Source organism: Peteryoungia algae, from assembly GCF_030369675.1.
GTDB lineage: Bacteria > Pseudomonadota > Alphaproteobacteria > Rhizobiales > Rhizobiaceae > Allorhizobium > Allorhizobium algae.
This window is the reverse complement of the sequence record NZ_CP128477.1, coordinates 53,722-67,549: the sequence shown is the minus strand read 5'-3', so window position 1 is coordinate 67,549 and position 13,828 is coordinate 53,722. Positions and strand designations below refer to the sequence as shown.

Below are 13,828 nucleotides of genomic sequence, written 5' to 3'. Positions count from 1 at the left end.
ATCTTTCTCCGGACTGTGGGCACTCCCTGCAAGACTAGTGCACCCATCCGGTTTTTCGACGTCACCTTTGCTTGATTGAATGGTGACGTCGAAAAAGGGCGCCGAATTTCCGGCGCCCGGTCTGCTTCAAATCAGTGCAGGGCAGCACTTGCGGCAAGCCGCTCGTCCTTGTCGTGCAGAGCGAAACGATCGACCATGTCGGCACTCGCCTCGTTGAAGCCGAGAACATCGACCTCGACGCCAGCCTTGCGGTATTTCAGCACGACCTTGTCGAGCGCGCCGACCGCAGTGATGTCCCAGAGATGGGCGGTGGTCACGTCGATCACCACCTTGTCTGCCACGTCGGCGAAATCGAAGGCGTGGATGAAGCTCTCGGCCGAGGCGAAGAAGATCTGGCCCGTGACCCGGTAGGTGACCGTGCCGGACGCCCCGTCGGCATGGCGGCTGACGCTGAACAGCTTGGCCACCTTGCCGGCAAAGAAGATCCCGGACAGGAGTACGCCGACGATGACGCCCTTGGCGAGATCGTGGGTCGCAACGACTGTCACGACGGTTGCCAGCATCACGACCGTGGATGGCCAGGGATTGCGGCTCACATCGAGGATCGAGCGCCAGGAGAAGGTGCCGATCGAGACCATGATCATGACGGCGACGAGGGCTGCCATGGGGATGATGCGGACGAGATCGTCGAGCACCACGATCAGGAAGAGCAGAAAGGCGCCGGCGACGAAGGCCGACAGGCGCCCGCGGCCACCGGAGGTAATGTTGATGACAGACTGGCCGATCATGGCGCAACCGCCCATGCCGCCGATCATGGCGGAGGCGATGTTGCCCGTGCCCTGACCGATGCATTCCTGGCTCTTGTTGCTGGGCGTATCCGTCATGTCGTCAACGATCTGCGCGGTCAGCAAGGACTCGAGCAAGCCGACGGCAGCGAGAGTGAGCGAATAGGGCAAGATGATCTGCAGCGTCTCAAGGGTGAGCGGCACATCCGGCAGCAGGAAGACCGGCAGCGTCGAGGGCAGTTCACCGAGATCGCCAACGGTGCGCAGGTCCATGCCCGTCCACCAGGCAAGCGTGGTCAGGACCGCGATGGCGACCAGCGGCGACGGGATGGCCTTCGTCACATAGGGGAAGAGGTAGATGATCGCGAGGCCGCCGGCGATCATCGCATAGGTCATGCCCGGCACGCCGATCAGTTCGGGGAGCTGCGCCATGAAGATGAGAATGGCGAGTGCGTTGACGAAGCCGGTGATGACCGAGCGCGAGACGAAGCGCATGACCCGGCCGAGCTTCAGGAAGCCGGCGAGGATCTGGATGATGCCCATCAGGATCGTGGCGGCGAAAAGATATTGCAGGCCGTGTTCCTTGACCAAGGTCACCATGATCACGGCAGTCGCGGCAGTGGCAGCCGAAATCATGCCGGGCCGGCCGCCGACAAAGGCGGTGACGCAGGCGATGGCGAAGGAGGCATAAAGGCCGACCTTGGGATCGACGCCGGCAATGACGGAAAAGCCGATCGCTTCGGGGATGAGGGCCAGCGCCACGACGATGCCGGAAAGGATGTCGCCACGGATGTTGGAGAACCACTCGCGGCGGTAATTGATAAGAGTTTGCATTGTTGATTTTTCACAGTTGTTGCAACGGTCCGAGCGGGTCCCGGGCCAGAAAAGAAGTAATGGGTTGCGTTGCTGTGTTGTCTGGCGGATCGGCGGCCAGAAGAGCCACCCGGATTTTCACCGGGTCCTTGTGGATGAGGGTCTGTAGCTCAAAACATGCCGCAGCGCAACAATAGGCGTCGGCTGGAAGGCAAGATCGTCTTGTCCGACTCTGCCGAAAAACAAGGAAGGCGGCCCCTTCGGAACCGCCTTCCTTACCCTTGGGAGGTGCCACCCGTCAGGGGCGGTAGATCCGGTCGAAGATACCACCTTCGCCGAAATGCTCCTGCTGAGCTTTAGCCCAGCCGCCGAAGAGTGGATCGTCGATGGTGACGAGATCGAGCCTGGGCAATTCGGGACCGGAGCCTGCGGCCACGAGATCCGGCCGCGAGGGGCGGTAGAAATGCTTGGCGGCGAGCGCCTGGCCCTCTGCCGAATAGAGGTAGTTCAGATAGGCTTCCGCCTCCCTGCGGGTGCCCTTCTCGTCGACATTGACATCGACGACGGCAACCGGCGGTTCGGCGAGGATCGACAGCGACGGGGTGACGATCTCGAACTGGTCTGCGCCAAATTCCCTGCCGGCGAGATAGGCCTCGTTTTCCCAGGAAATCAGTACGTCGCCGATTTCGCGCTGGGCAAAGCTCGTCAGCGCGCCGCGTGCGCCGGTATCAAGCACCGGCGCGCGGCGGTAGATCTCGGCGATATACTCGCCAATCTTCTGCTGATCACCGCCGAACTTCTTGTTGGCCCAGGCCCAGGCGGCGAGATAGTTCCAGCGTGCACCGCCCGAGGTCTTCGGATTGGGCGTGACGATCTGGATGTCCCCCTTCACCAGGTCACCCCAGTCCTTGATGCCCTTGGGATTGCCCTTGCGCACCAGGAACACGATGGTCGACGTATAGGGGGACGACCTGTTCGGCAGACGGGCTCGCCAGTCCGCGGCGATCAGCTTTGACCGCTCTGCGATAATGTCTATGTCACTCTGCAGGGCGAGTGTGACGACATCTGCCTTGAGGCCTTCCATCACGGCGCGGGCCTGGCGGCCGGAACCGCCATGCGACTGGCTCACCGTCACGGTCTCGCCGGTCTCGGTTTGCCAGTGCCTGGCAAAGACCGTGTTGAATTCGGCATAGAACTCGCGCGTCGGATCATAGGAAACGTTCAGGAGCTCCGTGGCGCCTGCCGGCAGCACGAGGCCGGTGGACAGGCCCAGGCCGATAAGAAACGCCGCAAGATTTTTCCCAATGCACTTCATGTCTGTGCCTCCTCTCTGGCGTTAACGATTTAAGACTACCTGACAAGTCGTCTTAGTCAACGTGGATCCATGCGTTCGCAAAAGCGTTTCCCGTGCCCCCGGGGCTGGCGCGACAGGCGTTCTGCCGAGCATCGACATGGAGGACAAAGCTTCCGCAGATTGTTGGAATGGCGGAACGTCCGAATTTTGCGCGGAGGGCCGCGAGCAGGCTTCTTGAAATATCGGGACGAAAGACCGATTGCCGCCGCACAGGGGCCACCCGCGGTCGCCTGCGACGCCCCGATCGGGGTCTGGACAGTCAAGCAGCAGTCACAAAAGGGTGAGAGAAATAAAAAATAATCGTTCTATGTCATAGTTAAATGACAGCCAAAACACAGCCTAAACCGCTGATTTCAATAGGACAAATTTCAAGTGCCTCTCCGTATACCGGGTACACCAACCGAACCAATCAGTTCGATTGTGCGCAATGGGGTATTGTAATCCGCAGCCGTCTGCGCCAAATCTACATCATCGAACCGCACAGTTCGATTGAACAAGGTTCTCAAGGCACAACGACAATGAAGTTCATCGCAGCAGCACTCCTCACAACCCTCGCAGGCACATCGGCCGCCTTCGCGGTAGAGCCAATCCCGGGCTCCATCACCTATGGCGGTGCGCAGCCGAGGCTCGAACAGGCCCCGACCGGTTCGAACTTCTTTCATACCTTCTACACCGGTGGATCCGAGGTCCGCGAGATCTACCAGGTGAATGCAGACAGGACCGTATCGATCGTTTCCCGTTCCATGTCGAACGACTGACGCAAGAGACGATTCTAAATCCCGGGTGAAACTCTACCCAGACATACAATCATGAGCTGAACACGCAGCGTGTCACTCAATTCAAGATAAGGAACTCCGACCATGAAGACCATCATCTCCGCCGCCCTGATCTCCCTCGCAGCCGGTTCGGCCGCTTTCGCCTCCGTCCAGCCGATCCCGGGTTCGATCACCTATGACAACGCCACTGTTCAGCTGGAAAAGGCCCCTGTTGGTTCGACCTTCTTCCACACATTTGCAAACGGTGACGGCCGCGACGTCCGCGAGATCTACAAGGTCAATGCCGACAAGTCGGTGACCCTCGTCAACCGCACGGTATCCAACGCCTCGTAATTCGAAGCGATCAAACATAGCGCCTCCCAAGACGCAAAAGACCCTTCGGCGGCCGGCTCGGCCCTCTCCCCCGCCCCGAGCCACCGCCAAACTAACGCACAAAGGAATATCACCATGAAGACCATCATTTCCGCCGCCCTGATCTCCCTCGCAGCCGGTTCGGCCGCTTTCGCCTCCGTCCAGCCGATCCCGGGTTCGATCACCTATGACAACGCCACTGTTCAGCTGGAAAAGGCACCTGTTGGTTCGACCTTCTTCCACACGTTTGCAAACGGTGACGGCCGCGATGTTCGCGAGATCTACAAGGTCAATGCCGACAAGTCGGTGACCCTCGTCAACCGCACGGTGTCCAACGCTTCGTAATTCGAAGCGATCAAACATAGCGCCTCCCAAGACGCAAAAGACCCTTCGGCGGCTGGCTCGGCCCCTCTCCCCCGCCCCAACCGAGCCGCCGCCAACCCAACGCACAAAGGAATATCACCATGAAGACCATCATCTCTGCCGCCCTGATCTCCCTCGCAGCCGGCTCGGCCGCTTTCGCATCCGTCCAGCCGATCCCGGGTTCGATCACCTATGACAACGCCACTGTTCAGCTGGAAAAGGCCCCTGTTGGTTCGACCTTCTTCCACACGTTTGCAAACGGTGACGGCCGCGACGTTCGCGAGATCTACAAGGTCAATGCCGACAAGTCGGTGACCCTCGTCAACCGCACGGTGTCCAACGCCTCGTAATTCGAAGCGATCAACAAAGCGCCTCCCAAGACGCACCCTTCGGCGGCCGGCCCGGTTCCCCTCTCCCCCTTCCCTCAACCGGGTCGCCGCCAACCCAACGCACAAAGGAATATCACCATGAAGACCATCATCTCTGCCGCCCTGATCACCCTCGCAGCCGGCTCGGCCGCTTTCGCCTCCGTCCAGCCGATCCCGGGTTCGATCACCTATGACAACGCCACTGTTCAGCTGGAAAAGGCACCTGTTGGTTCGACCTTCTTCCACACGTTTGCAAACGGTGACGGCCGCGACGTTCGCGAGATCTACAAGGTCAATGCCGACAAGTCGGTGACCCTCGTCAACCGCACGGTTTCCAACGCCTCGTAATCCGAAGCGATCAACATAGCGCCTCCCAAGACGCAAAGACCTCCAGCGGCAGGCTCGGCCTTTTCCACCGCCCCGAGCCACCGCCAAACTAACGCACAAAGGAATATCACCATGAAGACCATCATCTCTGCCGCCCTGATCACCTTCGCAGCCGGCTCGGCCGCTTTCGCCTCCGTCCAGCCGATCCCGGGTTCGATCACCTATGACAACGCCACTGTTCAGCTGGAAAAGGCACCTGTTGGTTCGACCTTCTTCCACACGTTTGCAAACGGTGACGGCCGCGACGTCCACGAGATCTACAAGGTCAATGCCGACAAGTCGGTGACCCTCGTCAACCGCACGGTTTCCAACGCTTCCTGATCCAAGGGTGCGTGGTGGGCCTCGGGGCTTCGGCCCCGGGGCCTTTTTTCGTTTGTAGGGACGTTGTGAAAGACCTTCCGCCCGGCCCGTTCAGTGAGGACGTTCGGCCACCTCGCCTGCGGCATCCGCGAGGCTCGTGGAGAGCAGTACGGCCCGGGTCTCATCGGCAACGCGCGCAAAGACGCGGCGGATTTCGCAGTCGGTCTCGCCGTCGCAATCCTCGCAGCGGCGATAGGCGGTGAGCGACAGGCAGGGCAAAGGTGCCACGGGACCATCGATCAGCCGCAACACCTCACCATAGGTAATGTCGCTTGCCGGCCTGAGGAGAAGATAGCCCCCCTGCTTGCCCCGTCGACTTTCGACCATGCCGCCGCGTTTCAGGTCGAGCATGATCTGCTCGAGGAATTTCTTCGGGATCTTCTGCTTGTCGGCGATGTCGGGAATCTGGATCGGCTCACCCGGCTCGGCGCGGGCGAGAAGCGTCAGCGCCCTCAGCGCATATTTGGCTTTCTGTGTGATCATCGATCGTCAGCGCCTGCCAGAACCGTTCCAAAATCTTGGTTCCGGCCATAGCGCACTTCAACCAGTCGTTCCAAGGGCCATTTCCGAGACGCAGGACGAATTGCCGCGATTAGCGCATAGGAGAGAGATATTTGCTCTTTGTCTGCGGCTCGGCGAACGTCGATTTCTGTCCGCACCGCTGCTCTTGCCAGATAATGGCGAGACTGAGCAGGGACCCCAAGATGACTGTAGACACTTCCACAGACCTGGCCAGAGCACTGGACCAGCAACTCGCATCGGCAAACCTCACCGAACGCCTCCGCATCGTCGCCGGCCTCGACGGCCGCGCCGTCTTCACCACCTCGCTCGGCATCGAGGACCAGGTGATCACGGCTGCGATCGGACTATCCGGTCTGCCGATCGACGTGTCGACGCTCGAGACCGGTCGCCTTTTCAAGGAAACTGTCGACCTGATCTCCGAGACCGAGGACCGCTTCGGCATCGCGATCAAGCGGTTTCATCCCAGCCAAGACGATATCGATGCCTATGCGGCGAGATACGGATTGAACGGCTTTTATGAAAGCGTCGAAGCCCGGCATGCCTGCTGTCATGTGCGCAAGCTGGTTCCGCTGGCGGAGGCGCTTGCCGGCGCCCGCTTCTGGATCACGGGCTTGCGCCGCTCCCAATCCGGCAATCGGGCGGCCACGCCCTTTGCCGAATATGACGCCGAGCGTGACCTGATCAAGGTGAACCCGCTGGCCGACTGGTCGCTCGACGACATCAACGCCTATGTCGAGGCCGAGAGCGTTCCGACCAATCCGCTGCACCGCAAAGGCTACCCCTCTATTGGCTGCGAACCCTGCACCCGGGCGATCAAGCCGGGCGAGCCGGAACGCGCCGGCCGCTGGTGGTGGGAGAATGACGAAAAGCGGGAATGCGGGCTGCATGTTCCGGAAGCCGCTTCATCCGCGATCCCGACGCCGGCCTGACGGCTGGCACGATCCCGCGCGCAGCAAGACAGAGATTTCGGGCCACAGCCCCGGGAAAGAAAAGAAGACCATGCACGTACACGCCTCCGAATTCGATCCGCATTCCAAGGATCCCGTCACCAAGCCGCCGCTTGATCCGCATCTGAAGGCGCTTGAGAACGAAGCCATTTACATCTTCCGCGAAGTGGCGGCCGAGTTTGAAAAGCCGGTCATGCTCTATTCGATCGGCAAGGATTCGTCCGTCCTCCTGCATCTCGCGCGCAAGGCCTTCTTCCCCGGTCGCGTGCCTTTCCCGCTGCTGCATGTCGACACGGGCTGGAAGTTTCCGGAAATGATCGCGTTCCGTGACGCGACGGCGGAAAAATTCGACCTTGATCTCATCGTGCACACCAATCCGCGCGGCAAGGAAGAGGGCATCGGCCCTTTCAGCCATGGCTCGTCCCATCATACCGACGTGATGAAGACAGAAGCACTGCGCCAGGCGCTGGATGCCGGCAAATACGACGCGGCCTTCGGCGGTGCGCGGCGCGACGAGGAGGCCTCCCGCGCCAAGGAGCGCATCTATTCCTTCCGTACGCCCGATCACAAATGGGATCCGCGCAACCAGCGGCCGGAGCTGTGGAACATCTATAATGGCATGGTCCGCCGCGGCGAGAGCGTACGGGCCTTCCCGCTGTCGAACTGGACCGAAGTCGACATCTGGCGCTACATCCAGGCCGAAAACATCGAACTGCCGCCGCTCTACTATGCGAAGAGCCAAAAGTATGTGGAGCGCGACGGCATGCTGATGTGGGCCGAAGATCCGCGCTTCGAGGCGCTGCCCGGCGAGCAGATCCAGGAAGGCATGCTGCGTTTCCGCACGCTCGGTTGCTGGCCGCTGACCGGCGGCATCCGCTCGCAGGCGACCACGCTCGACGAGGTGATCGCCGAACTCGAAATCGCCACCGTCTCCGAACGCCAGGGCCGCGCCATCGACCGCGATCAGGCCGGATCGATGGAAAAGAAGAAGCGCGAAGGATATTTCTGAGATGACTGCAGTTGCCAACACCGCCCTCGCCTCCCCCGCTCCCGAGGCTGACACAGCACCGGCCACGCGCGACAGCCGCCCGCTGCGTCTGATCACCTGCGGCTCTGTCGACGACGGCAAGTCGACGCTGATCGGTCGCCTGCTCTGGGACACCAAGGCGGTCAAGGAAGACCAGGCGGTGACGCTGCGCCGTGACTCGGGCCAGCAGAACGATCTCGGCCTGCCCGATTTCGCGCTGCTGCTCGACGGTCTGCAGGCGGAGCGCGAACAGGGCATCACCATCGATGTCGCCTATCGCTATTTTGCCACCGACCGACGCTCTTTCATCGTCGCCGACACGCCCGGCCACGAGCAGTATACCCGCAACATGGCGACCGGTGCCTCGACGGCGGATCTCGCCATCCTGCTGGTCGATGCGCGTGCCGGCCTGCTCGAGCAGACCCGCCGCCATGCCACCATTGCCTCGCTGATGGGCATCAAGCAGTTCGTGCTGGCGGTCAACAAGTTCGACCTGGTCGCCTATGACCGCGCCGTGTTCGACCAGATCAGCAATGATTTCAAGGCACTGGCTCTCTCGCTCGGCGTGCGCCAGGTGACCGCGATCCCGATGTCGGCGCTGAAGGGCGAAAACGTCGTCTATTCGGCACGCTCGGTCATCCCATGGTACGAAGGCCCGACCCTGGTCGAGACGCTGGAGCTGGCCACGCTGCGCTCCGGCCAGTCGACCGGCTTCCGCCTGCCCGTCCAGCGCGTCTCGCGTCCGGGCGAAAGTTTTCGCGGCTATCAGGGCACGGTCGCCGGCGGTGCGGTAAAGCCCGGCGACAGCGTCGCCATCCTGCCCTCCGGTCAGGTCGCGAACGTCAAGCAGATCGTCACCTTCGACCTGGTGCGCAACGCCGCCGTCGCGGGTGACGCGATCACGCTGGTGCTCGACCGGCAGGTGGACGTGGCGCGTGGCGACATGATCGTCTCGCTCGATGCCCAGCCGCAGACGGGCCTTGCCTTCGACGCCCAGATCGTGGCGCTGCAGCCTGACGGCATCGTGCCCGGCAAGCGCTACTGGCTGAAGGCCGGCTCACGCCGCCAGCGTGTGCAGGTAGAGCCGGCACAGCAGCTCGACCTCAAGTCGGGCAAGTGGCAGCCGGCCGAGATGCTGCAGATGAATGCGATCGGCAAGGTGCAGCTCGCCTTCGACGAGGCCGCGATCTTCGACCCCTACGACGTGAACCGCGGCACCGGCGCCTTCATCCTGATCGATCCGGATACCAACAACACGGTCGCCGGCGGCATGATCACGGCTAAGCGCACCGAGCTCGGCGGGCTGAACGCCCATGAGGGCCGCGTGATCCTGTCGCTGCCATCCGATCTCGCCGAACAACTGCTGGCAACCGAATTGCTCGCCAGCCGTCGCGACGAGGTGGAGACACGCCGCGTGACCACGGCCATCGCGCGTGCGCTTCTGGACGACATCGACGGCTGAGACGGCATCGCGACGCCGACCCGAAGCGGCCCGCCTTGCGCGGGCCGTTTTTATTCGTTGATGCCATGGGCCGGCCGGGTGTGCATCCCACAAGGCAGGTGAAGCCCTTTGCGGACATACTGAAGGCGGCGCTGATCGGCGATACGGGAGGACCGCGAGATCGCGGACGCTGCCGATCGCGGGACCCTGTCTGTCTGCATGTCTATCGGCTGAGCGCATGCAATGGCCACCGTGCGGGGCTTGCTTGATCTTCGGGCGGAACTCGCCGCTTCCAGACCGAACGGCTGCCCTCGACGCGGGTGCGAAGCCACGTGTGCCGTTCACTCGGACGGCGGATTGTCGTCGTGCCAGAAGAGGTGCGCGCGCTTGCCCCTCGGCAAACTCACCCTTCGCGGGCGGTCGAGCCGCGCTCGATGAGCTGGAAGCCGAGATCGACCAAGGTCGGCGGGGGCATGCCGCTACCGGCGGCACGAATGATCGTGTCGGCGGCGCGGTAACCGATTTCATAGCGGGGGACACGCACCGAGGTGATGGCCGGGAAGGCGAAACCCGCATATTCAAGATCGTTGAAACCGCATATGCCGAACTCAGTCGGAACGGACAATCCGCGGCGCTGGCATTCGAAGAGCGCGCCGAGCGCAATATCGTCGTTCTGACAGAAGGCGGCATCGGCGTCGGGATGCTCACTCTTGAGCCGTTCGAGCAGTTCGCAGCCGAGGCCGACACTGCTGCTGCTGTCGACCGACAGGACCAGCGCCGGGTCAAACAGGCCCGCCTCTTCCAGAACCGTCTGATAGCCTTCCAAGCGGCGACGGGCGCGGAAATCCGAGCCGCTGCCCAGCATGGCGATGCGACGATAACCCTTCGCGATCAGATGACGGGTGGCCGTCTCCGCTGCCAGCCGGTGATCGATGCCGATCACCATGTCGGAGGGCGGCCGGCTGATATCCATGATTTCCACAACGGGACAGGGCGCGGATCGGAGAAGCTCGTCGATGGCAGGATCCGGCATCTGACCGACATGGATCAGCCCCGCCGGGTTCTGCGAGACAAAGAAACGCAATTGCCGGAGCTGATCCTCGCTGTTGCTGTCGGAACTCGCATACTGGATGCGAAGGTCGGAGGACCGGACGCGATCCTCGATGCCCCTGATGACAGCGACGAAGACGTGACTGGCGAGACCGGGGGAAATGACGCCGACGAGGCCGCTGTTCTTGCTGGCGAGCGCCCGGGCGGCGAGATCGGGCACATAGCCCATCTCTTCGACAATCCTGAGGATCGTATCACGCAGATGCGGGGAGACTTTTTCCGGATCGCGCAGCGCCCGCGAGACGGTGATCGCGCTGACACCGGCGTTCTGCGCCACATCGGACAGGGTGACCTTGTCCTGACGCTGTCGACGCTTTCTCATTCCTGGCGTCATATCCTCCGAACCGGTTGGATTTCATTTTTTCGGTGGATCAGGCGCCTATCGTATCGTCCAACGCCGAGTGCCCCGACAACAATTCAAGATAACCTAATCTTCTTGTTGCAGCAATGGTTTGCAGGCCGTCATCGGAGAAATCGGGCGGTCGAGTGGTGCGTGTTCAGCATCACTGTTTGTGGCAGATACCAATTTCTGAAGTTCATCCCCGTCTGCATGGACGAGCCGCCAGCGGCGGCCGCTCGCCCTCAGGAGAGCGAAAGTCTTTTTGCAACAGGGGATTGGTCGGGGATTTAAGCTGGTCGGAGTGAGATGATTCGAACATCCGACCCCCACGTCCCGAACGTGTCCCGGCAGAGCCGCGAACACCTGCTCATATTACGCCACTCCTTGAATTCATTCGCTTTTTGTCCGCTTTGGTTTCGTTTGGTGAATTCTCGTTCTGTTTCGTTCTGTCGATTTCTGTCGATTTCTGTCGGCCGTTCTTAGTCCTTACTCCCTTCGTTCCAGACACCCTGGAGTTGAAGTCGTGGAACGAAGAACTACCGATCACCGCAGCAACCTTCTCCAAATCCTGATCTCGGAATTTTGCGTAGATGCGGATCAATGTCTCCAGAGACATACCGAGATAAGCAGCGATTGCGGGAAACGGGAGCTTACCCTCGGCACACAGATGAGTGGCTACGGTATGCCGGAATGTATGCACAACGGCGTCATTCTCTCCGCCAAAGAAATAGTCAAAGATCGCCCTCATCCCGTCACCAACGTCACCAGGCTCTTCTTTCCCATATCGACCGTATGGGTAAGCGCATGGGTACTTGATGCCAGCCTCGCGCCACTTCGCGAAGATAGCAGCCACTCCGCTGGCGAGCGGAACTGACGGCGCGAGTTTCGTTCCATACTCGATTTCGTCGTCACCTCGGCGGTGGTAAATGCCATTCCATACCGTGCGAGTGTATTCCACCCCTGTGACGTTATGGATGCGCGCCTCAGTGGTCTGCCAGAGTTCCACCCAGGGGCTCTCTCCGTCATCGACGAAACCGACCCTTTCCACACGATCCTTTCTGGACCCGGTGACGCCTGAAACGAACATGAAACGTGCCAGATGTCGTCGTGTGAAGAGGCCTTTAACAGGCTTACCATCGACCCAGCCCATGCCTTTGAAGAAAAAGGCATGACGGTACATCTCCTTAATGTCATTGATCGAGAAGCTGGCTTTCCGAGGGTCATATTTGGGAGGTAAGTGCACAGTGACGCGGTGCTTGATCACGTCGTAGAGCACGGCACACTTGATAGCTGCCTGAAGGTCTTCGAGATAGCGTCTGGAAGCAGAAGGCCGCCGTTCAATGTCGTCCGGATTAAACGGGGGTAATGGTGTTGGCGGCTTGCTGCGTAGGGGCGGCAGCACACGGTTCCATCCCCTCTCCTTCAGGTCAGCAATGAACTTTTTACGAGCGTCGACCTTCTTCTGATAGACCTCTAATTTCTCCGAATAGATTTTCATCTGGATGTCATATAGCGCGCGTGCTCGTGCGATTTCCCTCTTATGCAGGTAATCGCCGAATGCTTCGCAGTTAGTTCTCGTGACTGCGCTGAGAGTCGCCCCTTTGAAAAACGACAGAACGATTTTCAAGCGGTGTTTGACCTCGTCCGGACGCGAAATCGGTGTCTTGTACTCTTTCGATTTCACCCACTTCGTGATGCGCTTCTCGATATAGAGGGCAATGATATCCGCGATTAGCACCTGGTCAGTCGGCTGATTTAACAGAAGCGCATTGTTTCCGGCCTGCTTGCGGAGCTTGTAAAGCCTCACCTCTTCCGCAGCTCGATCCTTATAATTCGGGTCGTCAGGCGGACCATCCTTACCAAAGCCAAGGCTGAACTTAGCTCTCGGAGCATCAGGATACGGATCACGGATATGCCATTTCTTCGCCTTTTCGTCATACCAGGCGCGGATTCCGTCGGACTTTCTTCCCATCTTAGCGGCCCTTCTTCTTCTGGCTCTTGCTCTTCATCATCATCTTATCGATAGCGGCGAAAGCGTTTGCTGCTCGATCCATAGCTGCGTCTTCAAGGCTTTTCTCATGAAGGGTGCGCTGACGTGGCGGAACATAATCGTTGGTTGGGACGGCAGACTTTTTGTCTTTCATCGTGCTCTGTCCAGCGATCCAGGTCCTCAGAGCCGCACCAGTCACCAGCTGATTACCGCCGGTCCACATCGTCTCCAGCTCACCGCACTTGGCCGCTCGTCGCAGAGACGAGACGCCAAAATTGGGACCCGGCACGTCCATCTTTGCATCCTTATAAAGGACACCTCCGAGCACTGGATGGCAGTGAGCCCGCTTGATCGGAACAGGCGTATGATCATTGACCGGCACGCGTTTGAAGTGCTCTCTCAATGACGCCAGACCCACGTTCAGCCTGTTCATTCGGGCCTTAAATTCTGCGGCGGATCGCAGTGCCTCCTGCATTTCCAAATCCATCTTTCAATCCGAAAAAGTTAACGGGACAGAAAGATAGTTGCCGACATACGTGGATGCTAGACCATTGATTCAGAAAGCAAAATCCATCCAGATTTATGTTACTATTTTCCCCACCTGGCCTGTTTTGAGGAAAAATGTAACATTAGAGGAACCTAACAAAGCGTCGTTCCCGGAGGGAAAACAACGCCTTGCTAATTTAACTAGAATTTTAGCGGAATTTCTCGTTTTGCGAGAGATGAAATAGGTTTCTACAGGCGCACTGATTTACGGACCAGACCGCCACTCTTGTGTCTCTTTACACGGGTCGCAAACACGGAGCCCTCGACCGGTAGATATCATAGGCCATTCACATATAAGACATGCACGTTCATTCTGAGACGACACGTCCGCGATACGGTTCCGCTTGT

15 protein-coding genes and 1 other annotated feature are annotated in these 13,828 nt (G+C 59.9%); of the genes, 9 read left to right on the top strand and 6 right to left on the bottom strand.

All coding sequences use genetic code 11. The annotated features are described in order from the left end of the window. Nucleotides 1-131: 131 nt before the first annotated feature. Both QTL56_RS00355 and QTL56_RS00350 read right to left on the bottom strand, forming a co-directional pair. The gene (locus tag QTL56_RS00355; RefSeq protein WP_229576743.1) at nucleotides 132-1,619 is read right to left on the bottom strand and encodes a SulP family inorganic anion transporter; all 1,488 of its coding nucleotides are present in this window, start codon (nucleotides 1,617-1,619) and stop codon (nucleotides 132-134) included. 75 nt (nucleotides 1,620-1,694) lie between these two features. Next, nucleotides 1,695-1,750 (bottom strand) — a sequence feature (sul1 is cis-regulatory element that is thought to sense ions involved in sulfur or methionine metabolism; They are found in Alphaproteobacteria). A 146-nt stretch (nucleotides 1,751-1,896) separates the two neighbouring features. After that, on the bottom strand, nucleotides 1,897-2,913 hold the full coding sequence (locus QTL56_RS00350; RefSeq protein ID WP_245137780.1) for a sulfate ABC transporter substrate-binding protein: 1,017 nt from the start codon (nucleotides 2,911-2,913) through the stop codon (nucleotides 1,897-1,899). A gap of 557 nt (nucleotides 2,914-3,470) precedes the next feature. Between QTL56_RS00350 and QTL56_RS00345 the strand changes: the two genes are divergently transcribed. The 6 genes from QTL56_RS00345 to QTL56_RS00320 all read left to right on the top strand — a co-directional run bounded on the left by QTL56_RS00345 (nucleotide 3,471) and on the right by QTL56_RS00320 (nucleotide 5,518). Then, a complete protein-coding gene (locus QTL56_RS00345) occupies nucleotides 3,471-3,710 on the top strand; it encodes a hypothetical protein (RefSeq protein ID WP_289393335.1) in 240 nt (79 codons plus the stop codon). A 102-nt stretch (nucleotides 3,711-3,812) separates the two neighbouring features. Beyond that, nucleotides 3,813-4,061: a hypothetical protein gene (locus QTL56_RS00340; RefSeq protein ID WP_245135440.1), complete on the top strand. Its 249-nt coding sequence runs from the start codon at nucleotides 3,813-3,815 to the stop codon at nucleotides 4,059-4,061. Nucleotides 4,062-4,175: 114 nt separating this feature from the next. Beyond that, nucleotides 4,176-4,424, top strand: coding sequence for a hypothetical protein (locus QTL56_RS00335; protein ID WP_245135440.1), 249 nt, complete (start codon nucleotides 4,176-4,178; stop codon nucleotides 4,422-4,424). 119 nt (nucleotides 4,425-4,543) lie between these two features. Further along, nucleotides 4,544-4,792, top strand: coding sequence for a hypothetical protein (locus QTL56_RS00330; protein WP_245135440.1), 249 nt, complete (start codon nucleotides 4,544-4,546; stop codon nucleotides 4,790-4,792). A gap of 117 nt (nucleotides 4,793-4,909) precedes the next feature. After that, entirely contained in the window at nucleotides 4,910-5,158 is a 249-nt protein-coding gene (locus QTL56_RS00325) for a hypothetical protein (protein WP_245135438.1), read from the top strand. 111 nt (nucleotides 5,159-5,269) lie between these two features. Further along, nucleotides 5,270-5,518 (top strand): hypothetical protein, encoded by a 249-nt coding sequence (locus tag QTL56_RS00320; RefSeq protein WP_245135436.1) that lies wholly within the window; start codon nucleotides 5,270-5,272, stop codon nucleotides 5,516-5,518. 90 nt (nucleotides 5,519-5,608) lie between these two features. Here the strand turns inward: QTL56_RS00320 and QTL56_RS00315 are convergent, their stop codons facing one another. Further along, the gene (locus QTL56_RS00315; RefSeq protein WP_245135434.1) at nucleotides 5,609-6,040 is read right to left on the bottom strand and encodes an RrF2 family transcriptional regulator; all 432 of its coding nucleotides are present in this window, start codon (nucleotides 6,038-6,040) and stop codon (nucleotides 5,609-5,611) included. Between the two features lie 221 nt (nucleotides 6,041-6,261). Here QTL56_RS00315 and QTL56_RS00310 point away from each other — a divergent pair, with 221 nt between their 5' ends. The 3 genes from QTL56_RS00310 to cysN all read left to right on the top strand — a co-directional run bounded on the left by QTL56_RS00310 (nucleotide 6,262) and on the right by cysN (nucleotide 9,515). After that, nucleotides 6,262-7,008 (top strand): phosphoadenylyl-sulfate reductase, encoded by a 747-nt coding sequence (locus QTL56_RS00310; protein WP_245135431.1) that lies wholly within the window; start codon nucleotides 6,262-6,264, stop codon nucleotides 7,006-7,008. A gap of 70 nt (nucleotides 7,009-7,078) precedes the next feature. Continuing rightward, complete coding sequence (gene cysD / locus QTL56_RS00305) at nucleotides 7,079-8,035, top strand: sulfate adenylyltransferase subunit CysD (protein ID WP_245135429.1); 957 nt, start codon at nucleotides 7,079-7,081, stop codon at nucleotides 8,033-8,035. Between the two features lies 1 nt (nucleotide 8,036). After that, entirely contained in the window at nucleotides 8,037-9,515 is a 1,479-nt protein-coding gene (gene cysN, locus QTL56_RS00300) for a sulfate adenylyltransferase subunit CysN (RefSeq protein WP_229572689.1), read from the top strand. 382 nt (nucleotides 9,516-9,897) lie between these two features. Here the strand turns inward: cysN and QTL56_RS00295 are convergent, their stop codons facing one another. From QTL56_RS00295 to QTL56_RS00285, 3 genes are all read right to left on the bottom strand, one after another. Next, nucleotides 9,898-10,926 carry a LacI family DNA-binding transcriptional regulator gene (locus QTL56_RS00295; RefSeq protein WP_229572690.1) on the bottom strand — a complete coding sequence of 343 codons (1,029 nt, stop codon included), beginning with the start codon at nucleotides 10,924-10,926 and terminating at the stop codon, nucleotides 9,898-9,900. Between the two features lie 385 nt (nucleotides 10,927-11,311). Next, the gene (locus tag QTL56_RS00290; protein ID WP_245135428.1) at nucleotides 11,312-12,916 is read right to left on the bottom strand and encodes a site-specific integrase; all 1,605 of its coding nucleotides are present in this window, start codon (nucleotides 12,914-12,916) and stop codon (nucleotides 11,312-11,314) included. Between the two features lies 1 nt (nucleotide 12,917). Then, nucleotides 12,918-13,421, bottom strand: a complete 504-nt coding sequence (locus tag QTL56_RS00285; protein WP_245135425.1) for a hypothetical protein — start codon at nucleotides 13,419-13,421, stop codon at nucleotides 12,918-12,920. Between the last annotated feature and the right edge of the window lie 407 nt (nucleotides 13,422-13,828).